At 65.6% G+C, this 22,083-nt stretch carries 22 protein-coding genes and 1 tRNA gene; 13 read left to right on the forward strand and 10 right to left on the reverse strand.

Annotated elements, in window-relative coordinates; all coding sequences use genetic code 11:
- Window positions 1–5: 5 nt before the first annotated feature.
- The gene (hemF, locus tag A7Q26_RS04685) at window positions 6–896 is read right to left on the reverse strand and encodes an oxygen-dependent coproporphyrinogen oxidase (RefSeq protein WP_066857310.1); all 891 of its coding nucleotides are present in this window, start codon (window positions 894–896) and stop codon (window positions 6–8) included.
- Complete coding sequence (locus A7Q26_RS04690; protein WP_066857313.1) at window positions 893–1,351, reverse strand: tRNA (cytidine(34)-2'-O)-methyltransferase; 459 nt, start codon at window positions 1,349–1,351, stop codon at window positions 893–895. The genes hemF and A7Q26_RS04690 overlap by 4 nt, the downstream gene beginning before the upstream one ends.
- Before the next feature lie 206 nt (window positions 1,352–1,557).
- Between A7Q26_RS04690 and petA the strand changes: the two genes are divergently transcribed.
- The 4 genes from petA (at window position 1,558) to A7Q26_RS04710 (ending at window position 4,904) form a co-directional block, all read left to right on the forward strand.
- Complete coding sequence (gene petA, locus A7Q26_RS04695) at window positions 1,558–2,124, forward strand: ubiquinol-cytochrome c reductase iron-sulfur subunit (RefSeq protein ID WP_066857316.1); 567 nt, start codon at window positions 1,558–1,560, stop codon at window positions 2,122–2,124.
- Window positions 2,125–2,135: 11 nt separating this feature from the next.
- On the forward strand, window positions 2,136–3,428 hold the full coding sequence (locus A7Q26_RS04700; RefSeq protein ID WP_066857319.1) for a cytochrome b: 1,293 nt from the start codon (window positions 2,136–2,138) through the stop codon (window positions 3,426–3,428).
- 14 nt (window positions 3,429–3,442) lie between these two features.
- Window positions 3,443–4,291, forward strand: coding sequence for a cytochrome c1 (locus A7Q26_RS04705; protein WP_066857321.1), 849 nt, complete (start codon window positions 3,443–3,445; stop codon window positions 4,289–4,291).
- A 76-nt stretch (window positions 4,292–4,367) separates the two neighbouring features.
- Window positions 4,368–4,904 (forward strand): adenine phosphoribosyltransferase, encoded by a 537-nt coding sequence (locus tag A7Q26_RS04710; RefSeq protein ID WP_066857328.1) that lies wholly within the window; start codon window positions 4,368–4,370, stop codon window positions 4,902–4,904.
- Here the strand turns inward: A7Q26_RS04710 and A7Q26_RS04715 are convergent, their stop codons facing one another.
- A complete protein-coding gene (locus A7Q26_RS04715) occupies window positions 4,905–5,531 on the reverse strand; it encodes a 5'-methylthioadenosine/S-adenosylhomocysteine nucleosidase (protein ID WP_066857331.1) in 627 nt (208 codons plus the stop codon).
- A 101-nt stretch (window positions 5,532–5,632) separates the two neighbouring features.
- Window positions 5,633–5,707: transfer RNA gene (locus A7Q26_RS04720), tRNA-Val, on the reverse strand.
- Window positions 5,708–5,836: 129 nt separating this feature from the next.
- On the opposite strand from A7Q26_RS04720, the gene A7Q26_RS04725 reads away from it, so the two are divergent.
- Window positions 5,837–7,168, forward strand: a complete 1,332-nt coding sequence (locus A7Q26_RS04725) for a dicarboxylate/amino acid:cation symporter (protein WP_066857334.1) — start codon at window positions 5,837–5,839, stop codon at window positions 7,166–7,168.
- A gap of 4 nt (window positions 7,169–7,172) precedes the next feature.
- Here A7Q26_RS04725 and cpdR read toward each other — a convergent pair whose 3' ends face one another.
- A complete protein-coding gene (gene cpdR, locus A7Q26_RS04730; protein WP_066857337.1) occupies window positions 7,173–7,550 on the reverse strand; it encodes a cell cycle two-component system response regulator CpdR in 378 nt (125 codons plus the stop codon).
- 134 nt (window positions 7,551–7,684) lie between these two features.
- Here cpdR and A7Q26_RS04735 point away from each other — a divergent pair, with 134 nt between their 5' ends.
- The gene (locus A7Q26_RS04735) at window positions 7,685–8,578 is read left to right on the forward strand and encodes an N-formylglutamate amidohydrolase (protein ID WP_066857339.1); all 894 of its coding nucleotides are present in this window, start codon (window positions 7,685–7,687) and stop codon (window positions 8,576–8,578) included.
- A 3-nt stretch (window positions 8,579–8,581) separates the two neighbouring features.
- Here the strand turns inward: A7Q26_RS04735 and A7Q26_RS04740 are convergent, their stop codons facing one another.
- Both A7Q26_RS04740 and A7Q26_RS04745 read right to left on the reverse strand, forming a co-directional pair.
- A complete protein-coding gene (locus A7Q26_RS04740) occupies window positions 8,582–10,480 on the reverse strand; it encodes an acyltransferase family protein (RefSeq protein WP_232313686.1) in 1,899 nt (632 codons plus the stop codon).
- 396 nt (window positions 10,481–10,876) lie between these two features.
- Window positions 10,877–12,286, reverse strand: a complete 1,410-nt coding sequence (locus tag A7Q26_RS04745; protein WP_066857341.1) for a helix-turn-helix domain-containing protein — start codon at window positions 12,284–12,286, stop codon at window positions 10,877–10,879.
- Between the two features lie 141 nt (window positions 12,287–12,427).
- Here A7Q26_RS04745 and A7Q26_RS04750 point away from each other — a divergent pair, with 141 nt between their 5' ends.
- Window positions 12,428–14,020, forward strand: coding sequence for an isocitrate lyase (locus A7Q26_RS04750; protein WP_066857345.1), 1,593 nt, complete (start codon window positions 12,428–12,430; stop codon window positions 14,018–14,020).
- Between the two features lie 284 nt (window positions 14,021–14,304).
- Here A7Q26_RS04750 and A7Q26_RS04755 read toward each other — a convergent pair whose 3' ends face one another.
- The gene (locus A7Q26_RS04755) at window positions 14,305–16,113 is read right to left on the reverse strand and encodes a DUF885 domain-containing protein (RefSeq protein WP_066857347.1); all 1,809 of its coding nucleotides are present in this window, start codon (window positions 16,111–16,113) and stop codon (window positions 14,305–14,307) included.
- 210 nt (window positions 16,114–16,323) lie between these two features.
- Here A7Q26_RS04755 and A7Q26_RS04760 point away from each other — a divergent pair, with 210 nt between their 5' ends.
- The 6 genes from A7Q26_RS04760 (at window position 16,324) to grxD (ending at window position 20,321) form a co-directional block, all read left to right on the forward strand.
- On the forward strand, window positions 16,324–17,010 hold the full coding sequence (locus A7Q26_RS04760; RefSeq protein WP_066857349.1) for a glutathione S-transferase family protein: 687 nt from the start codon (window positions 16,324–16,326) through the stop codon (window positions 17,008–17,010).
- A 100-nt stretch (window positions 17,011–17,110) separates the two neighbouring features.
- Window positions 17,111–18,562 (forward strand): 3-isopropylmalate dehydratase large subunit, encoded by a 1,452-nt coding sequence (gene leuC, locus A7Q26_RS04765; RefSeq protein ID WP_066857351.1) that lies wholly within the window; start codon window positions 17,111–17,113, stop codon window positions 18,560–18,562.
- 109 nt (window positions 18,563–18,671) lie between these two features.
- Window positions 18,672–19,283, forward strand: coding sequence for a 3-isopropylmalate dehydratase small subunit (leuD, locus tag A7Q26_RS04770; protein ID WP_066857354.1), 612 nt, complete (start codon window positions 18,672–18,674; stop codon window positions 19,281–19,283).
- A 58-nt stretch (window positions 19,284–19,341) separates the two neighbouring features.
- Window positions 19,342–19,665 carry a DUF1476 domain-containing protein gene (locus A7Q26_RS04775; RefSeq protein WP_066857357.1) on the forward strand — a complete coding sequence of 108 codons (324 nt, stop codon included), beginning with the start codon at window positions 19,342–19,344 and terminating at the stop codon, window positions 19,663–19,665.
- Window positions 19,666–19,694: 29 nt separating this feature from the next.
- Entirely contained in the window at window positions 19,695–19,928 is a 234-nt protein-coding gene (locus tag A7Q26_RS04780; RefSeq protein WP_066857360.1) for a BolA/IbaG family iron-sulfur metabolism protein, read from the forward strand.
- Window positions 19,929–19,988: 60 nt separating this feature from the next.
- Window positions 19,989–20,321: a Grx4 family monothiol glutaredoxin gene (gene grxD, locus A7Q26_RS04785; protein WP_066857367.1), complete on the forward strand. Its 333-nt coding sequence runs from the start codon at window positions 19,989–19,991 to the stop codon at window positions 20,319–20,321.
- Between the two features lie 192 nt (window positions 20,322–20,513).
- On the opposite strand, the gene A7Q26_RS04790 is transcribed toward grxD, so the two are convergent.
- Together A7Q26_RS04790 and A7Q26_RS04795 are read right to left on the reverse strand one after the other, a co-directional pair.
- Entirely contained in the window at window positions 20,514–21,482 is a 969-nt protein-coding gene (locus tag A7Q26_RS04790; protein WP_066857369.1) for a diacylglycerol/lipid kinase family protein, read from the reverse strand.
- Between the two features lie 9 nt (window positions 21,483–21,491).
- Window positions 21,492–21,986 carry a DUF2141 domain-containing protein gene (locus A7Q26_RS04795; protein ID WP_066857372.1) on the reverse strand — a complete coding sequence of 165 codons (495 nt, stop codon included), beginning with the start codon at window positions 21,984–21,986 and terminating at the stop codon, window positions 21,492–21,494.
- Window positions 21,987–22,083 lie beyond the last annotated feature (97 nt).

Genomic DNA, 22,083 nt, shown 5'->3' on the forward strand with positions numbered 1-22,083 from the left:
GCGCGTCAGCTCCAGCTCGCCATGGGGGGCAGGCTCATCAGGATCGCGTCGATATTGCCGCCGGTCTTGAGGCCGAACAAAGTGCCCCGGTCATGGACCAGGTTGAACTCGGCATAGCGACCGCGCCATTCCAGCATCGTGCGATAGTCCGCGTCCGTCCAGCCTTCCCCCATGCGCCGCCGCACGATCGGCGGGAAGGCGGCGAGGAAGGCGTCGCCGACATCGCGGGTGAAGGCGAAATTCGCGTCGAAGGCGGCATCGTCGGGGCATTCCAGATGATCGTAGAAAATGCCCCCCACGCCCCGATGCACGCCGCGATGGGGAATGAAGAAATAATCGTCCGCCCATTTCTTGAAGCGGGGATAATGATCCGCGTCATGCGCGTCGCAGGCGGACTTCAGCACCTGGTGGAAATGCGCCGTATCCTCGTCGCGCGGCAAAGGCGGGTTGAGGTCCGCGCCGCCGCCGAACCAGCTCCTGGTGGTCACCAGATAGCGGGTGTTCATGTGGACGGCGGGGGCATGGGGGTTGGCCATGTGCGCGACCAGGCTGATGCCGGTGGCGAAAAAGGCGGGATTGTCGGCCGCGCCATGGATGGTCTGGGCGAATCCGGGCGCGAATTCGCCGCCTACGGTCGACACATTGACCCCGACCTTCTCGAAGACCTTGCCCTTCATCACGCCGCGCACGCCGCCCCCACCCTCGCCGGGCGCCTGACCGTCGGCCTCGCGGTCCCAGGCGGTGAAGGCGAAGCGGGCGTCGCTGCCGGCTTCGCGCTCGATCGCCTCGAACTCGGCGCAGATGCGGTCCCGCAGCGATTCGAACCAGCTGCGCGCGGCCTGTTGCCGTGCGTCGAGGGCGAAGGGAACGGTGGGAACGGGATTGCTGGCGGTCATTGCGGGAACCTTCCGGTCTGGCGCAGGGCTTCGGCGACGGCGATGCCCGTCGACACGGCGATGTTGAGCGACCGGAAGCCCGGCGCCATGGGGATGCGGACGCGAATATCGGCCAGGTCGCGGACATCCTCCGGCACGCCGGCGCTTTCCGATCCCATCATCAACACATCGTCGGCGCGAAATTGCACATCGGGCAGTCGCTGCGAGGCATGGGCGCTCATCAGCAGCAGGCGGCGGCCTTCGGCCCGGCGCGCGGCGTCGAACGCGGCGAAATTGACGTGGCGGGTGACGTCCGCCGCCTCGCCATAGTCCATCGCCGCCCGCTTCAGGCGGGTGTCGGAAAAGGCGAATCCAGTCGGCATGATGATGTCGACAGGGACCGAAAAACAGGCCGCCAGCCGCAGGATTGCGCCGACATTGCCCGCGATCTCGGGTTGGTAAAGGGCGATACGCATGGCCGCGCCTTACCGCACGGACGCGATTTGCAACAGTTTAAGTAACATTGCGGTTGGCAAAGCGCGCAATGTGCGGTTATCAGGCTCCCCGAACCACGCCGGGGGGTAGGCGGGGGCAGCTGCGGCTGACGACCCAAATCCCTTGATAAGTAGCGCCAGTAACGGCATTCCGGTGTGACAGGGAAGTCTTGCAAGGGTAGAGGTGCATGGCGAGCGTAGAGCATTCTGACGGCCAAGGTCTATCCGGCGGAGAAGGGGTGCGCCGCCGCGATTTCATCAACATCGCTGCGGTGAGCTTCGCAGGAGTCGGCGCCGTCGCCGTCGTCCTGCCGCTGGTCGACCAGATGAACCCCAGCGCGGACGTGCTGGCGCTCGCATCGACGGAAGTGGACCTGTCGGCGATCCAGCCGGGGCAGGCGATAAAGACCACCTTCCGCAGCCAGCCGCTGTTCGTGCGGCAGCTGACCCCCAAGGAAATCGCCGAAGCCGACAAGGTGGACGCTTCCACGCTGCGCGACCCGCAGACGCTGGAGGAACGCACCGTCGACGGCAAGAAGCAGTGGCTGGTGACGATGGGTGTCTGCACCCATCTGGGCTGCGTGCCGCTGGGCGCGGGCGAGGGCGAGAACAAGGGCGAATATGGCGGCTATTTCTGCCCATGCCATGGTTCGTCCTACGATACCGCCGCGCGCATCCGCAAAGGCCCCGCGCCCAAGAATCTGGAAGTTCCGAAGTTCAGCTTCACTTCCGACACCGCCATTCTCGTAGGCTGAGGTAAGAAACCATGAGCTTTCCCTGGGCTGAGCATTATACCCCCAAGCATCCGGCGATGCAGTGGATGGACGAGAAGCTGCCGCTGCCGCGCCTCGTCTACAACGCGATCGGCGCGGGCTATCCCGTCCCGCGCAATCTCAACTATTTCTGGAATTTCGGCGTGCTGGCCGGCCTCGCGCTGGTCATCCAGATCGTTACCGGCGTCATCATGGCGATGCATTATGGCGCCAACGACCTGGTGGCCTTCAGCACCGTCGAACAGACGATGCGCGACGTCAATTCGGGCTGGCTGATGCGCTATGCCCATGCCAACGGCGCCAGCTTCTTCTTCATCGTCGTCTATCTCCACATCTTCCGCGGTCTCTATTTCGGCTCCTACAAGGCGCCGCGCGAAATGGTGTGGCTGCTCGGCCTCGTCATCTTCCTCCTCATGATGGCGACTGCCTTCATGGGCTATGTGCTGCCGTGGGGCCAGATGTCCTACTGGGGCGCGAAGGTGATCACCGGCCTGTTCGGCGCGATCCCGGTGGTGGGCGAACCGATCCAGACCTGGCTGCTGGGCGGATTCGCTCCCGGCAACGCGTCGCTCAACCGCTTCTTCTCTCTGCACTTCCTGCTACCCTTCGTGATCGCGGGGGTCATCATCCTGCACATCTGGGCGCTGCATATTCCGGGGTCCTCGAACCCGACCGGCGTGGAAGTGAAGGGGCCGCAGGATACCGTCCCGTTCCACCCCTATTACACCGCGAAGGACGGTTTCGGTGCGGGTGTCTTCCTTATCATCTTCTCGGTCCTGCTGTTCTTCGCGCCCAACTTCCTGGGTCATCCGGACAATTATATCGAGGCGAACCCGCTCTCGACCCCCGCGCACATCGTGCCGGAATGGTATTTCTGGCCCTTCTACGCGATCCTGCGCGCCTTCACGGTGGACTTCTTCTTCGTCCCCGCAAAGCTGCTGGGCGTGCTGGCGATGTTCGCGTCGATCCTGCTGCTCTTCTTCCTGCCCTGGCTGGATACCTCGCCGGTGCGTTCGGGCCGCTATCGTCCGACCTTCCGGAAATTCTGGTACATCCTGCTCGCGGACGTGGCGGTGTTGGGCTATTGCGGTGGCGCCCCTGCGGAAGAGCCGTTCGTGATGATCAGCCAAGTGGCGGCGGCTTATTATTTCGCTCACTTCCTCATCATCCTGCCGCTCATCTCGCGCTTCGAAAAGCCGCTGCCGCTGCCTGGCTCGATCACCGAATCGGTGCTGGCGAAATATGGCAAGACCGACGGCGAACCCGTCGCGGTCCCGGCCGAATAAGGGGGTAGACAGATATGGTACGCATCGGCGCATTTCTCGTCGGCCTCTTCTTCGCGGGCTGGCTGCTGGTTTCCTTCCTGGTGGGCGCGGTGGCCTATGTCACCGAGCCGCCCCAGCCCACGGTGGAGCATGAATTTCACTTGGCTCCCAAGCATGTCGCCTTCTCGTTCGACGGCCCCTTCGGCAAATATGACAAGCAGCAGCTCCAGCGTGGTTTCCAGGTGTTCAAGGAAGTCTGCTCGGCCTGCCACAGCCTGAAGTTCGTCGCCTTCCGCGACCTGGAAGCGCTCGGCTATAACGAGGCCGAGGTGAAGGCCATCGCCAAGCAGTGGGCGATCAAGACCCCGTCGGTCGATCCGGCCACGGGCGAGGCCTCGACCCGCGAGCCGGTGCCGGCCGATTATTTCCCCAAGCCGTTCGCGAACAATGTCGCGGCGGCGGCGGCGAACAACAATGCGATCCCGCCGGACCTGTCGCTGATGACCAAGGCCCGCCATCATGGCAGCGCCTATGTCTATTCGCTGCTGACCGGCTATCGGGCGCAACCTGCCGAACTGCTCAAGCAGTTCCCGGATTCGAAGACGCCGGAAGGGCTGCACTACAACCCCTATTTCGCCAACCTCAACCTCGCCATGGCGCCGCCGCTGTCGGCCGATGGCCAGGTGACCTATGGCGACGGCACCAAGTCGACCGTGGACCAGATGGCGCAGGACGTCGCGGCCTTCCTGACCTGGACGGCCGAGCCGAAGCTGGAAAACCGCCGTCGCGCGGGCCTTGCTACCATCGTCTTCCTGCTGATCGCGACGGGCTTGGCCTATATGTCCTATCAGAATATCTGGGCGGACAAGAAAAAGGCGGCCTGACGGAAGCCGGACCGGAGAAAAAGGGAGGGGCGCGGTTTCTTGAGGAAACCGCGCCCTTTCTCTATGGAGGCTTCCCATGAGCATCGACGGCCTGACCGCCCTTATCCGCACCATCCCCGACTTTCCCAAGCCGGGCATCCTGTTCCGCGACGTCACCAGCCTGCTCGCCGACGGGGAGGGTTTTTCCGAGCTGGTCGATCGCCTGTCGGCGATCGCGCGCCCGCTCGACCCCGATCTGATCGTCGGGATCGAGGCGCGCGGCTTCATCCTGGGCGCGGCGCTCGCGCTCGCGCTGGGCAAGGGATTCGTGCCGGTGCGCAAGGCGGGCAAGCTGCCGGGCAGGACGGTCGGCATCGACTATGTGCTGGAATATGGCACCGACCGGCTGGAAATGCATGAAGGGCAGGTACCGCGCGGCGCGCGCGTCATCCTGGTCGACGATCTGATCGCCACCGGCGGCACCGCGATCGCCGCCGCCCAACTGCTGCGCGAACAGGGCGCCAGCGTGCTGATGGCGCTCTTTGCGGTCGACCTGCCCGATCTGGGTGGCAGGGCGGCGCTGGAGGCCGATGGCGTCGCGGCGCAGGCGCTGATCCGCTTCGACGGGGACTGATCAGCCCGGATGCGCGAGAGCGGCGGGCAACAGGTCCACCGCCGCCGCCAGCCGCTCGTCCAGCAGGCCCAGTAATTCCATCCAGCTGTTGATATGGTCCAACTCCCCCGGTCCGTCGGACACGCCGCGCAATCCCATCAGCGGTACGTCGAAACGGGCGCAGGCCCGCGCCACCGCGAAGGTCTCCATGTCGACCATGTCGGCGTCGATCGCGGCATAATCCTCGCCCCCGACGATGTTCGCCCCGGTGGACAGGTGCGCGAGGGGCAGGGGGAGCGGGGTTGCCAGCGGCAGGTCGACGGGATGGTCGACAAAGGGCGTTACCCCTTTGGCAAAGCCCAGGCGCGAGGCGTCCATGTCGCGCCACGAAACGCTGGCCACCTGATAGATGTCGCCCAGCGGGCAGGTGCGCGATCCCGCCGAGCCCAGGCAGACCGCCAGGTCGGGCAGGGCGTTCTGCCGCGCCATGTCGTGCAAGGCGACGCCGGTCGCCAGCGCGGCTTCCACCGGTCCTACGCCGGTCATCAGCGGAATGAATCGCGCGCGCAGATGCGGGCCATATTCGGCCTCCACCGCCATCACGAACAGTATCCGCTTGCCTGATATCGTCTCGCAGCCCGGCATCATTGGTGCATTCCCCGATCGTCCGGGCCGAGCCTTAGCGCGCGTCCCGCCGCGCCGCAAAAGAGAAAGCCCGCCGCTTCGAAAGGAAGCGACGGGCTTTGTCATGGTGGGCGTGGCAAGGATTGAACTTGCGACCCCTGCGATGTCAACACAGTGCTCTACCACTGAGCTACACGCCCGCCGTGGAGGGGGCCAATAACGGGGCTATGTGACTCGCGCAAGCGGGAAATTGCATCGGGTCGATATTCTTCTGGACAGGGCAGGGGTGGCCCATATGCTGCGGCGCAAACAGGGGGACGCCAATATCCATGCTGCCATCGCCATCCTCGCCGATTCAGACGACCCCGCGCCTGCCCTTCTACCGCCAGCTTTATGTCCAGGTTCTCGTCGCGATCGCGCTGGGCGTGCTGATGGGGCATTTCTGGCCCGACGCGGGCAAGCAGATGAAACCGCTGGGCGAAGCCTTCATCAAGCTGGTGAAGATGATAATCGCCCCGGTCATCTTCCTGACCATCGTCACCGGCATCGCGGGGATGAAGGAGCTGGGCGCGATCGGCCGGGTGGCGGCCAAGGCGTTCGGCTATTTCCTGACCTTCTCCACCCTCGCCCTCATCGTCGGCCTGATCGTCGCCAACATCGTACAGCCAGGCGCGGGGCTGAATATCGATCCGGCGACGCTCGATGCCGGCAAGGTCGCCGACTATGCCCATCAGGCGCATGAACGCACGCTCACCGGCTTCCTGATGAGCATCATCCCCTCGACCATGGTGTCTGCGGTGGCGGACGGCAACATCCTCCAGGTGCTGTTCGTGGCGATCCTGTTCGGCATCGCGCTCACCATGATCGGAGAAAAGGCGGAGCCGCTCATGACGGTGCTGGAATCCGCCAGCCATGCCGTGTTCAAGCTGGTCGCCCTGCTCATGAAGGCCGCGCCGATCGGCGCCTTCGGGGCGATGGCCTTCACCATCGCCGAATATGGTGTCGGCACGCTCGCCAACCTGGCCGGGCTGGTGGCGACCTTCTACCTGACGGCCCTGCTGTTCGTGCTGGTCGTGCTGGGCGCGGTCTGCCGGCTGGTGGGCTTCAACATCCTCCACCTCATCCGCTATCTCAAGGCGGAACTGCTGCTGGTGCTGGGCACCTCCTCGTCCGAAGCGGCGCTGCCCAGCCTGATCGAGAAGATGGAGCGGGCCGGCTGCCGCAAGTCGGTGGTGGGGCTGGTCGTGCCGACCGGCTACAGTTTCAACCTCGACGGCACCAATATATACATGACGCTGGCGGCCTTGTTCATCGCACAGGCCTGCAACGTCCATATCAGCCTGGAGGAGCAGATATTGCTGCTGCTGGTGGCGATGATCTCGTCCAAGGGCGCAGCGGGCGTCACCGGCGCGGGCTTCATCACGCTGGCGGCGACGCTTTCGATCGTGCCGTCGGTGCCGGTCGCGGGGATGACCCTGATCCTGGGCGTCGATCGTTTCATGAGCGAGGTCCGGGCGCTCACCAACTTCATCGGCAATGCCGTGGCGACGGTGGTCGTGTCGGCCTGGGAAAAGGGGCTGGACCGGGAGCGGTTCAAGGCCGCGATGGCGGGCATCCCGCTCGATCCGACCCCGGACATGGAGGAAGTGGTGCCGGACTGAGCCTTCAGTTCCGGCCTGACACGCTCTCGCTGCCGAACATCCGTTCGACCTCCAGCACCAGATCGCGCAGGTGGAAGGGCTTGGACAGAACCTTGGCCTGCGGCACCGCCTTGCCGGCCTTCAGCGTCACGGCGGCAAAGCCGGTGATGAACATGATCCGCATGTCCGGCGCGACGGACGCCGCGTGCTGGGCCAGTTCGATGCCGTCCATTTCCGGCATGACGATGTCGGTCAGCAGCAGGTCGAACCGGTCCGAATTGATATAAGGCAGCGCTTCCAGCCCGGTCGCGACCGGCACCACGTCATAACCGGACTTTTCCAGCGCGCGGGCCAGATAGGTCCGCATACTTTCGTCATCTTCTGCCAACAATATGCGAATCATCGCCCGGTTTCGTCCTGTAACCTCACGCGCGCATCCCACCCCTTTGGCTGGCGCGAAGCCCGCTTATATGCGACAAGGTGTAAATATTATCCACCCGGGTAACCAAATTTGGCGCGCCGGCGAAAGGAACCGCATTGGACGACGGCGCGCTGCGATTTTCCGCTTCATCGAACGCTCCCTTCCGCCTGCACGGGCCGACGATCCCCGATCGCCCGGTCATTTTGTCGGTGCCCCATGCCGGGCGGGACTATCCGGCGGAACTGCTGGCGCAGGCGCGGGTGGGGCCGGAAGTGCTGCGGCGGCTGGAGGATCGCTGGGTCGATCTGCTGATCCAGCCCCTGATCGGGCGCGGCTTCACCACGCTGGTCGCGCGCGCGCCGCGGGCGATGATCGATCTCAACCGGCATGAGCGGGAGGTCGACCCGGCGATGCTGCGCGACCTGCCGCGCGGCGTCACCCTCCACAGCAGCGCCAAGCTGCGCGGCGGCCTCGGCCTGGTGCCGCGCCGCCTGCCGGGCGCGAACGATCTGTGGCGCGGACCGCTCGCCTGGGCGGAGGTGCAGCGGCGCATCGACCAGGTCCACCGTCCCTATCATGGGGAGCTGGCCCGGTTGATGCAGGCCGCGCGCGGTGCACATGGGCACGCCATCCTTCTCGACATCCATTCCATGCCGCCGCTGCCGCCGACCGCGCCGGGGTGGCGCGCGCCCGGCCTGGTCCTGGGCGATCGTTTCGGCCGCAGCGCGTCGAGCCGGCTGATGGCCCTCGTCGCCGACATCGGGCAGGCGCATGACGTGGCGACGGCGCAGAATCATCCCTATGCCGGCGACCATCTGCTGGACCGGCATGGCCGTCCGGGAAGCGGGCTCCATGCGATCCAGATCGAGATCGATCGCAGCCTCTATCTGGACGCAACGCTCGACCGGCCGGGGCCGGGCGTTGAGCGGATGCGCGGGCTGATGACCGATATTGTCGAGGCGCTGGCGCTGGAGCTGCCGCGCGAGGATTGCGCGCTCGCCGCCGAATAGGCGTTAAGGCCGCGCACGGATCACCAGCCGGGCGCCCGCGACGCTCAGATGATGGGTGTCGAAATAGAGCGGCCTGCGGTCCCGTTCGATCGTGCAACGGGATGGGCTGCAAAGCGCTGCGATCGGATCGATATAGGCCACGCCGCGCGCCTGCCATGCGGCGAACAGCGTGCGCAGGCGGCGCGTATGCGCTTCGACGGTCGCGCGCGCGACCCCGGTCGCGCCTTGCGTCGCGCCCGTGCGGGCCAGATGGGCGAGCCGGCGCGGCACGTCGAAGGGTTGGGGCGGTACCGGCCCGATGATGGTCACGTCCCGCCCCTCGGCCCGCAGCGCCGCGATCGTGCGGTCGAGCCGGGCGACGAAGGCGGGATTGTCGAAATCGCCATTGCCCCAGAAGGCGGCCAGATAGACGCGGCGGATCCGGGGATCGGCGCGGATTGCGGCGAAGGCGGCGCGATTGGCGGCGGCGCAGCGCGCATCCGTCGCTTCATGGTCCAGCACCGGCGGGCAGCTGGACGCCGTGCGCTGGATCAGCGACCGTCCCTCCCGCCGCGCGCGTTCCGCCAGCGCATAGGCCAGTTCCACGCCATGGCTGTCGCCCCACAGCAGGGCGTCGGGCGGCGCGTCGGCGCCCAGGATACAGGGCGCCGCGCCCCGCACGAAATTGTCGTGGCACCGCTCGCGCGCCGGGCTGATGTCCTGGCGTCCTGCGATCTGCGCCAGCACGGCCGGGGCGAAGCGAGACGGCCAGGGACCGGCGGCGATCAGCGCCAGCGACAGCGCGCACAGCAGAACCGTCGCCGCCGCCGTCAGGGTGAAGATCGCCCGCGCCGACACCCGCCGCGGGTCGCGGAAGGGCCGCTCGACGAAACGCCAGGACAGGAAGGCGGCAAGGAAGGCGGCGGCGACAACGGCTACCCGCGTCCAACCTGCCAGCGGCAGGTCCGTCGCATATTCGGTGAAGACGATCAGCGGCCAGTGCCAGAGGTAGAGGGAATAGGAGAGGAGGCCGATGCCGACCAGCGGCGGCAGGGCGAGCAGCCGTCCGACGCTGGTGCCCGGGGCGCCATGAAGCAGGGCGGCGGTCCCCGCCACCGGCAGCAGCGCCGCCATGCCGGGGAAGAGGGTGCCGCGATCATAGGTCGCGACCGCGATCGCGATGGCGGTAACGCCCGTCCAGCTGATCGCCTCACGCAGCCAGCGCGCCCGAGCCTCGGCGACCGTACCCAGCGCCAGCATTGCGCCCGCCAGCAATTCCCAGGCGCGCGTCGGCGGCAGGTAGAAGGCGAAGCCGGTCGCGTCGCGCTGCATCGCGATGCACAGCGCCAGCGACCCGGCCGCGATCGTCGCCACCAGGGCCGTCCGCCGGTGCGGTGCAAGGTGCGCCAGCAGCATCAGCAGGATCGGAAAGCCGATATAGAATTGCTCCTCGACCGCCAGCGACCATGTGTGGAGCAGCGGCTTCGTATCCGCGCCCCCGGCGAAATAACCGGTGTCGGCGAAGAACCAGAGGTTGGAGGCGAAGGCGGTGGCGGCCAGCGCGGACTTCGGGACGCCCTCCAGGTCGCCCGGCAGATAGAGCCAGGCCGCAGCGCCCAGCACCGCCAGCATCATCAGCGTCAAGGCCGGCAGGATGCGGCGAAAGCGGCGCTCGTAGAAGCGGGCGAGCGAGAAGCGCCCCTCATCCACCTCACGCGCGATGATGCCGGTGATCAGATAGCCGGAAATGACGAAGAAGATGTCGACGCCGACATAGCCGCCCGAAAAGCCGGGCACATGGGCATGGAACAGCAGCACCGGCAGGATGGCGAGCGCGCGCAGTCCGTCAATGTCGCGGCGATGGCGAATCGCGGCGTCCAGGGCTGGCTGTGTCGATGTCGGCCCGTGCATCGGGCGGGGCATAGGGGCAAAGCCCTGACAATCTCTTTACCCGAATCGCCCCCGCGATGCCGCGCGATTCGCGTGCCCGTAACGGGCCCAGCTTGCCGTAGCGTCACCCTGGGTCGTTGCGCTGGCGATTGCATTTCATGCAACTACTGTTTTTTCCTTCGCATTTGCGAACCCGCCGGCCGGTTGGCAAAGGGGGTGTGCCTTTCAGGCATCCTCTCCTAAAAACTTTCAGGCTGGTCTTCGGACCGGCCTTTTTTTTGTCGCATCACTGCGCTAGACAGATTGTGCTGTTGCCGAGCCTGATAATAGTTTCTTGGAGAGGATGCTGCCGGCAAAACCGGCAGGGCGAGGCATGGTTGGGGGATTGAGCGCGGACATCGCGCTCTCCCCCATTTTCTTCTCCGTCCATCACCCGTCGCCGAAGCCAAAGGGCGCGCGCGTGCGGCGATAGTCGTCGGGCAACATCTCGCGGCCGATCGGCGGGGCGGACCGTGCCATGCACTGGGCGCGGTGGCACAGGTGGCAGGTCACGCCGATCGGGGTCGGGTCCACCGGCGCCGCGTCCTGGGTATAGATCAGCCGATGGGCGTACTCCGCCGCGCAGCACAGCGCGATTGCGCGCTCCACCCTCGGTGCGCCCCAGCCGCCCCCGCCCGCCGTCACGGTGCGCGCGATCGAGAAGAAGCGCTGGCCGTCGGGCAGTTCCAGCCACTGCGTCACCACCTCGCGAGGGGTTTCGAACACGCGATGCACCGACCAGAGCGGGCAGGAGCCGCCATGGCGCGCAAAGGGAAAGCCTGCGCCATCAAGCCGCTTGGACACATTGCCCGCCGGGTCGACCCGCAGGAAGAAGAAGGGGATGCGCTCCTGCCCCGGCTTCTGGAGCGTGGTCAGCCGGTGCGCGGTCTGCTCGAAACTGGCGCCGAATTGCCGGGCCAGCGCCTCCACATCATAGCGCTTGGCCTCAACCGCCCTCGCAAAGGCGGTATAGGGCATCAGGATCGCCGCCGCGCCGTAACTGGCCAGCGCGCGCCGGGCGAGGCGCTGGCTGCTCGTCCCACTGAACTGGCCGTCCTTGAGCAGCGTGTCGAAGGCTTTGCGCATTTCCAGATAGGCGATCTGGAGCGCGAGCTGGAATTGCGAACTCGCGCCGTCCAGCGCATCGTCCAGCAATACCGCGTCGCGATGCCGGTCGAACCGCCGCATCGACCCCGCCATCACATCGGACGGCAGCCGCCGCACACGCAGATTGTGCCGCGCCTTGAGCCAGCCGGCCAGTCCGCCCTCAGCCTCCGCCTCGGCCGCCAGCTTCTCCGCCATATCGTCCAGCAACGGGAAGCTGTTGCGTCGCGCGGCGAGGAAGCGGCGGGATTCCGCTACCGGATCGGCGACATCCTCTTGGCGATCCGGCCCCGCGCCGCGATCCGCCCCGCGATCGGCCAGGGCCAGATGCTCCTCGCGATAGCTGGTATAGAGCCTCAGCAGCGCTTCGGTGATGCCGGGATAATTGACCGCCACGTCCCCCGTCGCGAGCGCCGGCAGGTCGATGTCGGCGAACATCGGGTCTTTCAGCACCGCGTGCAGCCGCGCGGTCTGTTCCGCGCCGCCGTCGCCCGCCACTTCCGCCATGTCCAGCTTGTAGGTGCGCGCCAGCCGCAGCAGCATGTCGGCGGTCAGCGGCCGCTGGTTTCGTTCCAGCAGAGCGACATAGGAGGCGGAAATCTCCAGGTCTGCGGCCATGTCCGCCTGGGTCAGCCCCAGCTCGCGCCGCAGCCTGCGCAGGCGCGGTCCCATGTAAACCGGGCGATCCTTGGCCAACGACTCATACCCCTTTGTGCAACCTTTACAACTTTACAGCAGATTTTTGTAAAGATCGACAACTGGACTTTGGCGGGGGTGCGCAAAGGCGGTTTACCTGTCTACTTCGCTGTCCATTCCCGCTCACCCAAGGATGGACACATGACCTATCAAAGTGAAATCGCGAAGGCCGACGCGCTGATCGGCGGCCAGGCCCATTGGGACGGTATCGCCCCGGAATCCGTCGCGCGGATGCGGGTCCAGAACCGTTTTCACACCGGCCTCGACATCGCGCGCTACACCGCGAAGATCATGCGCGCCGACATGGCCGCCTATGATGCCGATCCCGCCAATTACACCCAGTCGCTGGGCTGCTGGCACGGCTTCATCGGCCAGCAGAAGATGATCTCCATCAAGAAGCATTTCGGCACCACCAAGGGCCGTTACCTCTACCTGTCCGGCTGGATGGTTGCGGCGCTGCGCAGCGAATTCGGCCCGCTGCCCGACCAGTCGATGCATGAAAAGACCAGCGTCCCGGCGCTGATCGAGGAGCTTTACACCTTCCTGCGCCAGGCCGACGCCCGCGAATTGGGTGGCTTGTTCCGCGATCTCGACAAGGCCCGCGGGGAAGGGGACGAGGTCAGGGCGGCGAAGCTGCAACAGCAGATTGACGGTTTCGAAACCCATGTGGTCCCGATCGTCGCCGACATCGACGCCGGTTTCGGCAATGCCGAGGCGACCTATCTGCTCGCCCGCAAGTTCATCGAGGCCGGCGCCTGCTGTATCCAGATCGAGAACCAGGTTTCGGACGAAAAACAGTGCGGCCACCAGGACGGCAAGGTCACGGTGCCGCATGAGGACTTCCTCGCGAAGATCCGCGCGGTCCGCTATGCCTTCCTGGAGCTTGGCGTCGACGACGGCGTGATCGTCGCGCGCACCGACTCGCTGGGCGCGGGCCTGACCAAGCAGATCGCCTTCACCCGCGCGGCGGGCGACATCGGCGACCTCTATAACGGCTTCCTCGACTGCGATCCGGTCGATCCGGCGGCGATCGGCCATGGCGATGTCCTCATCAGCCGCGACGGGCAGCTGATGAAGCCGAAGCGCCTGCCGTCGAACCTCTACCAGTTCCGCGCCGGTACCGGCGAGGATCGCTGCGTCCTCGACTGTATCACCGCGCTCCAGAATGGCGCCGATCTGTTGTGGATCGAGACGGAAAAGCCGCATATCGGCCAGATCGGCGGAATGGTCAGCCGCATCCGCGAGGTGATCCCCAACGCCAAGCTGGTCTACAACAACTCACCCAGCTTCAACTGGACGCTGAACTTCCGGCAACAGGTGTTCGACGCCTGGGAGAAGGAGGGCCGCGACCTTTCCGCCTATGACCGCTCGAAGCTGATGAGCGTGGACTATGACGGCACCGACCTCGGCATGGAGGCGGACGAGCGCATCCGCACCTTCCAGAAGGACTCGGCGCGCGATGCCGGCATCTTCCATCACCTCATCACCCTGCCGACCTATCATACGGCCGCGCTCAGCACCGACAATCTCGCCAGGCGCTACTTCGGCGAGGAAGGGATGCTGGGCTATGTCAAGCAGGTCCAGCGGGAGGAAATCCGCCAGGGCATTGCCTGCGTCAAGCACCAGAACATGGCCGGCTCCGACATCGGCGACGACCATAAGGAATATTTCGCCGGCGAAGCCGCGCTCAAGGCCGGTGGCGCGCACAATACGATGAACCAGTTCGCGGCCTGACCAGACCGCAAAATCTCAACCCGTTCAAGGCGTATCCAGCTTCGCGGCGTGCAGTCCGCAAAGCGCCCCATCTCCCCGGCGATGTCCTGATGCGCGACAGGGGAGATGGGTTTCGCTTTCGCACCGGAAGTGAAAGACATGCAGTTTCGCGGCCGGGGCCGTGAAGACAGCCAGTTCGCGGGGACGTCGACACTCCCTCGCGATTTGGGTGGAAGGACCTGGACGGCCCGGTGGCGCACCACCGGGCCGTCTTTTTGTCCGGGCGCTTCCATCCGGGCAGGTGGTTACGCGACTCCTGCCCGCTGCCGCACGGTCTGCTTGAGGATGTCGAGCGGCATCGCGCCCAGCGTCAGCACTTCATGGAATTGCTTGAGGTCGAACGCCGCCCCCTGCGTCTTCTTCACTTCCTCGCGCAGGTCGTTCCAGACGGTGTGGCCGATCTTGTAGCTGCACGCCTGGCCCGGCCAGACCGTGTAACGGTCGATCTCGCCCTGGCTGCGTCCGCGCGCGATGCCGGTGGTGGCGATCAGATAGTCGGTCGCTTTCTCGCGGCTCCAGCGCTTGGCGTGCATCCCGCTGTCCACCACCAGGCGGGTGGCGCGGAACAGCAGCGACTGGAGATAGCCGACCCGGCCCAGCGGATCGCCCTCGAACATTCCCATTTCGTCGGCGAGTTGCTCGGAATAGAGCGCCCAGCCTTCGGAATAGCCGCTGTAGAAGCCGCGCCGCCGGATCATCGGGATGGAATCGGATTCCAGCGCCACCGACACCTGCAAATGATGCCCCGGCACGGCCTCATGATGGGTCAATGTCGCCAGGCCGAATTTGGGCCGGTCGAACGTGTCGCGCAGATTGATGAAATAGATGGCGGGCCGCGAACCGTCGAGCGAGGCATTCTGATAATAGCCGCCCGGCGCCCCCGCCTGGATCGTCACCGGCACGCGGCGCACCTCGACCGGCGCCTTGGGCACGGTGTGGAATGCCTCGCCCAGCCGCTTCTGCATGGCGATGATCTGGCTGTTCAATTGCGCCAGCAGCGCCTCGCGGCCCGGATCGGTGTTGGGGAAAAGCTGGTCGGGCCGCTGGTTGAGCGCCACCAGCCGGTCGCCGACGCTGCCCTGGCTCATCCCTTCGCCCTTCAGGATCGCGTCGATCCGGCCGGAGATGTCGGCGACCTGGTCCAGGCCCATCCGATGGATTTCGTCGCCGGTCAGCTTGGTCGTGGTCGCCGCCTCGGCGGCGGCGGCGTAAAAGGCTTCGCCATCGGGCAGGCGCCAGCAGCCCGCGTCATGGCTGGCCTTGGCGCGCAATTGCCGCACCAGTTCACGCTGGCGGTCGACGGCGGGAAAGATCCGCTCCGCCACGATCTTTTCCGCCTGGGCGGCGCGTTCGGGCGGCAGGCCGGCGGCCGCCAGCTTCTTCGCGAAACTGGCGACCAGCACCGTCTGCGCGGCGGGCTGATCGCGCAGTGCCGCTTGCATCTTCATCGTCGTGTCGAGAATATAGTCCGGCGCGAACACGCCCTTGGCGGCATCCGCCCGCTGCCGGTCCAGTTCGCCGTCCATTGCGGCGGGGAAGGCTTCGAGGCGCGACAGATAGGCGTCGGCGTCCGCCGCATCCTTCACCCGATGCTGCGAATCGAGGAAGTCGGGCACTTCACGATAGCTGCCCGTCAGCTGGGAGAGGATGTAGGGCGCGAACCGTCCCGCCGTCTCGCCATAGCCGAAGCGCTCGCCGCCGACCGCACGGTCCAGCTGATAGGCGACGACATCATAGTCGAGCTGGCTCGCCGCGCTCAGTGCAGCCCGGTCCATGCCGGACAACTGCTTGGCCTGCGCCTTGGTCCGGGCCACGTCGCGGGCTACCCCGGCAGCACTGGTATCGGTCAGTTTCCCGCGCAGCGCGGCGCGCGGGCCGGTGTCGAGGCCGAGCCGCGTCGCGCTTTCGGGCGAATCCTCCAGCCGTTCGTAGAAGAAGCCATCGAGCATCGCCCGGAATCGCGCATCGGGCGTGCCGGTCTGGGCAAGCACGGCGGGGCAGGCGGCGGCGATGGCGGTCGCGCCGCTGGTGGCGAGGAACTGGCGTCGGTTCACGGGAGGACTCCATGGATGGGGAAGGGCGGCAGGGGGCGCCGCCCGCGATCTGCTCTTTTGACGTGCGTTCAACAGCTTGGCTAGGCCCGTCGCGACAAGGGGTCGCAGCCATCCATAAGCCCGGCTTGTCAGCATCATGGATCATCGCGGCTATTGCCTGGGTGCCCGATGCGATATGGCGCGCGTGCAGCTTTCCGAGGGAGGAACCGCATGACCTACACGCTCATCACCGCAAACCGTAACTATAGCAGCTGGTCGCTGCGTCCGTGGGTGCTGATGAAGGCGCTGGCCATTCCTTTCGAAGACCGGATCGAGCCGTTCGCCTCGGCCACCAACTATGCCGCCTTCCGCAGCTTTTCGCCCACCGGTCAGGTGCCGGTGCTGGTCGACGGGGACCGCACGGTCTGGGATTCGCTCGGCATCACTCTCTATCTCGGTGATCGCCATCCGGGCGTCTGGCCGGCGGACGAGGCTGCGCGCGCCTTCGCCCAATGCGCGGTCGCCGAAATGCACAGCGGCTTTTCGACCTTGCGCAGCGATTGCACCATGAATGTCGGCGTCCGGGTCGAACCGCACATGCACTCGCCCGCGCTCAACAAGGATATCGCGCGCCTGCGCGAATTGTGGGAGCAGGGCCTGGACCGGTTCGGCGGCGCCTATCTCGCCGGTAGCGTCTTCACGGCGCTCGATGCTTTCTACGCACCCGTGGCCTTTCGCGTCCGTACCTATGGTCTGGATGTCGGTCGGACAGCGCAGGCCTGGGTCGACCATATGCTCGCCCATCCCTCCATGCAGCAATGGGAGGGGCACGCGCTGGCCGAAACCTGGCGCGAGGAAAGCCATGAGGCGGAGATCGGAGCGGCCGGTCGGATAGTGGAGGACTTTCGGGCGGTGTGACCGCACTGTAACATTCTTGCCCGGCTGAAAGGAAAAACAGTCGATTTCGGTCGTCCACCCCCTTTCCCGATTCGCCGGACGGGTCTACGGGGAAGGGACTATGGTTAAACCACGCACTCTCTACGAGAAGATCTGGGACGCGCACGTTGTCGAGCGTCGTCCCGACGGCACCTGTCTCATCTATATCGACCGCCACCTCGTTCATGAGGTGACGTCGCCGCAGGCGTTCGAGGGGCTTCGCCTTGCCGGCCGGACGGTGCGCCGGCCCGATCTCACCCTGGCGGTGCCGGACCATAATCTGCCCACAACCCCGCGCCGCGACGCGGCCGGCAATCGCATTCCGATCGCCGATCCCGAAAGCGCGCAGCAGCTTGCCGCGCTGGAGCGGAACGCGCCCGAATTCGGCGTCCGCCTGATCGGCGACGCCGATGCGGAGCAGGGCATCGTTCATGTCGTCGGCCCCGAACAGGGCTTTACCCTGCCGGGCACGACCCTGGTCTGCGGCGACAGTCATACCAGCTCGCACGGCGCGCTGGGCGCACTGGCCTTCGGCATCGGCACCAGCGAGGTCGAGCATGTGCTGGCCACCCAGACCTTGCTGCTGAAACAGTCGAAGACCATGGCCGTCGTGGTCGACGGCGAACTGGCCCCCGGCGTGACGCCCAAGGATGTGGCGCTGGCCATCTGCGGGACGATCGGCACGGCGGGCGGCACCGGCTATGTCATGGAATATCGCGGCTCGGTATTCCGCGACATGTCGATCGAGGGCCGCCTGACCGTCGCCAACATGTCGATCGAGGCAGGTGCCCGATCGGGCCTGTTTGCGCCCGATGAAAAGACCGTGGCTTACCTCAAGGGCCGTCCCATGGCCCCCAGGGGCCCGGACTTCGACGCGGCCGTCGCCTGGTGGAAGACGCTGGCCACCGATGAAGGCGCCGTCTTCGACAAGACGGTCGTCATCGACGCCGCCGACATCGTGCCCACCGTCACCTGGGGCACCAGCCCGGAAGATGTCGTCCCCGTGACTGGCTTGGTTCCCGATCCGCAGAGCTTCGCTGATCCGTCCAAGCAGGCCGCCGCTCAGAAGTCGCTCGACTATATGGGTCTGACCGCCGGCCAGCGGATGCAGGATGTCGCGATCGAGCATATCTTCATCGGCAGCTGCACCAACAGCCGGATCGAGGATTTGCGCGCCGCCGCCGCGCTGCTGAAAGGGCGCCATATCGCGCCGGGCATCAAGCACGCCATGGTCGTGCCCGGTTCCGGCCTGGTCAAGCGCCAGGCGGAGGAGGAAGGGCTGGACCGCATCTTCCTCGACGCCGGGTTCGAATGGCGCGAGCCGGGCTGCTCGGCCTGCCTCGGAATGAACCCCGACAAGGTGCCTGCCGGCGAGCGCTGCGCATCGACCAGCAACCGTAATTTCATGGGCCGTCAGGGTCCGGGATCGCGCACCCATCTCGTGTCGCCCGCCATGGCGGCGGCGGCGGCCATCACCGGCCGGCTGACCGATGTGCGCGAATTGCTGAATAACAAAGAGGGGATGGCGCTGTGAAAAAGATATTCTGGCTGCTGACGCTGGGCGCTCTGGCCAGCGCGGCGATGGCGGCGACCCTGGGCCGCGCCGAGGATACCCCGGCGGCCGAGACGAAGAAGGTTCATTGATGGAAAAACTGACGACCGTCGACGGCCGGGCCTATCCGTTCGGGATGAAGAATGTCGATACCGACATCGTCATCCCGGCGCACTGGCTCAAGACGATTTCCCGCAATGGCCTTGGCAAGGGCGCGTTCGAAGTGCTGCGCAAGGAGCCCGGCAATGTCTTCGATGATCCGGACTATGCGGGCAGCCCGATCCTGATCGCGGGCGACAATTTCGGCTGCGGTTCCAGCCGCGAACATGCCGCCTGGGCGCTCGGCGACCTGGGGATCAAGGTCGTGATCGCTCCCAGCTTCTCCGACATCTTCTCGGGCAACGCCTTCAAGAACGGCATATTGACCGTGGTGCTGCCGCAGGAGGCGATCGATCGTCTGATGGAGGTGGCCCGCGGCATCAACGGGACTCCGGACCCGATCCATGTCGATCTGGAGGCTCAAACGGTCACCACCCGGTTCCAGGACCGCTTCACGTTCGAGATCGATCCTTTCCGCAAACATTGCCTGCTCGGCGGTCTGGACGAAATCGGCCTGACCCTGGACGATGCCGATGTGATCGACAGCTATGAAGCGAAAGTGGCACAGGAACGCCCCTGGATCGTCCCCGCCACCGTTGCGTAATCCGGCACGACTCCCTATCAATTGGAAGTAACCAAGGCACGTAACGGGGCACTGACGCATGACCACTTTCGATGATCGCGAAAAGGCGTTCGAAAATATGTTCGCCCATGATCAGGAAATGCAGTTTCGCATCCAGGCCCGCCGCAACCGGCTGCTGGGCGAATGGGCCGCGGCGAAGATGGGGCTGACCCCGGAAGAAACCGATGCCTATGCCAAGGCGGTCGTGCAGGCGGATTTCGAGGAAGCGGGCGACGAGGACGTCATTCGCAAGCTGGTGGGTGACATGACATCGGCCGGGATCGACATCGACGAAGCCGGCGTGCGCGCGGCGCTGGACGAGCAGGCGGTGATCGCCCGACGCATGTTCATCGAAGCCCAATAACCTAATCGAATAGGTAAGGAAGCGCATCCATGCCAATGGCCGCCGACGAGATTGCGGACATGATCCGTGCCGCCATTCCCGATGCCGAGGTCGAAATCACCGACCTGGCCGGGGACGGCGACCATTATGCCGCGCGCGTCGTTGCGGAAAGTTTCCGCGGCATGAACCGCGTCGCGCAACAGCGCGCCGTCTATGCCGCGCTCGGCGGGCGGATGGGGGGCGTGCTTCACGCCTTGCAACTCACCACCGCCGTTCCCAACTAGAACCCCGTAAGACATTCGCGCGCCCGCGACGGTGACGCCAGAAAGATTGGACCCAAGGACATGACCGACGCCGTGCAACAGCGGATCGCGGAGATCGTGAACGGCAATGATGTGGTGCTGTTCATGAAAGGCACGCCGCTTTTCCCCCAATGCGGCTTTTCGAGCCGCGCCATCGCGATCCTTGAGCATCTGGGCGTGTCCTATGACACGGTCGACGTGTTGCAGGACCAGGCGATCCGTCAGGGGATCAAGGCCTTTTCCGACTGGCCGACCATCCCCCAGCTCTATGTGAAGGGTGAATTTGTCGGCGGCAGCGACATCATGATGGAAATGTACGAGGCGGGCGAGTTGCAGCAGCTCATGACCGACCAGGGCGTCGCCGCCGCCAACTGAGCGGGCCGGCTGCCGGGAACAGGATGGCGGTCCGCTATGGCGGGCCGCCTTTTTCATGCGCAGGGTGCGGCCGACCCCTCGCCAGCGCGATGCCGGGCGTGTTCCGCTGTTCCCCATAACAGCCCGGCGCTGAATTTTGCGGCAGGGATAGTCTGGTACCGCCCTCTTTTGACGCCGCGCTCGCCAGCCGGTTCAGGCTGCCAGTCGCAGGAAGGGCACCGGCTGCGTCGATCGCAGGACGATCGGCTTGCCTTCCGAAGCCTCGAACAGCTCGCCGTCCAGGATGACGCTGCTATGGTCGCCCTCGATGCGGATGATGTCGCCCTGTTCCAGGTGGATGCCCTGCATCTGCGCCTTGCCCACGCGCTTGAACAGGCTGGCCCAGACCAGGCGGAGCAAGGCTGGCAGGCTCTGGTCGACCGCCATCAGCTTCATGTTGCCCCGTCGGCTGCCGCCCGGCTGCACGCCCAGCAGCAGCCGCTCCAGCGTCGTGACGATCAGCACCGAAAAACGTCCGGCCAGCTCGCCGTCGCGGATCAGCGAGATACGGACCGGCTTGCTCGACGGCGGCAGGAAGCGCGCGCGGATGCCGAACAGCAGCGACACGATCACCGCGATCGCAGTGATGAAATGGCTGAGGCCGTTGGAAAGGCCCAGAGGATAAATCTGGTTGCGGCAATAGAGCATGGTGTCGGCCAGGCCCGCGCCCCCCAGAAACATGCCCAGCACCGGCCGGGTTTCCGCCCGGCCGTCGGACAGGGCGATCAATTCGCGGGCCACGACATGGTCGTCGACGCCCGACTTGGCGATCGCGACGATCCGCTCCAGCGCCTTGATCGGGTCGCCATGGATGCCAAGGTCCAGCGCGATCAGGTTGGTCTTGCCGTTGGGCAGCACCGCGATCGGCGGCACCCGGCCCTTGAAATGCTCGCCCTGATAGAGTTCGGTCAGCGATGCCTGCACCGTCCCGTCGCCGCCATTGATGACGATGACGGCCGGATCGACGCGGGCGATCGTCTGGAACGCCCGGCCGATCTGGTCGACATGCTCCACCTCATAATGGAAGATGTCGGGGTTGCTGGCGCAATAGCTGCGCACGCGGGGGAGGGTCTGCCGGTTGCCCGTGGACTTCGGATTGGACAGGAGCGCGACGCAGACCATGGCTTTGGATCACATATATTGAAGGTTGATCGTGATCTTCGTCACGCCGGTGCCGGCATAGAAGGCGGCCTTGTCCACGCCCGGCTTGCCCAGGTTGAAGACGCTGATCGACGGATTGTTCGAAAAGCCACCGCCGTCGCGCGAAATGTCGGTCTTGCCATTGCCGTCGCGGTCGTGGCGCACAGCGATGCCATATTTGCCCGGCTGAGGCACCGGCATACAGAAACGCATCGTGCCGTTGCTGGGCCGCACCGGCACATCGATGCGGCTGAGCCATTCGCCCTTGGTCAGCCATGCGGCCTTGGTACCGGGATAGGACTGGACGCGAACCTTGCCGGTGGCGGCGGCGAAGCCGCGCACGTCGACCAGCACCGCCGGCCCCTTGGCATCGGTGCCGCAGCGTTCGAGATTGTTGGCGATTTCCTGCCCATGGGCGAGCGCCGGAACCGCAGCGACCATCGCTGCTGCCGACATCATACCCATTGCAACTTTCAACATGACCATCAGACTCCTGGAAGCTATAGCCACCCGAATGGACCGGACGGCGAGCCCCTGTTCGCCCCGCTTTTTACCTGACTCGCATATGAGATGGGTTTGCGGC

This window comes from Sphingobium sp. TCM1 (assembly GCF_001650725.1).
Lineage (GTDB): Bacteria > Pseudomonadota > Alphaproteobacteria > Sphingomonadales > Sphingomonadaceae > Sphingobium.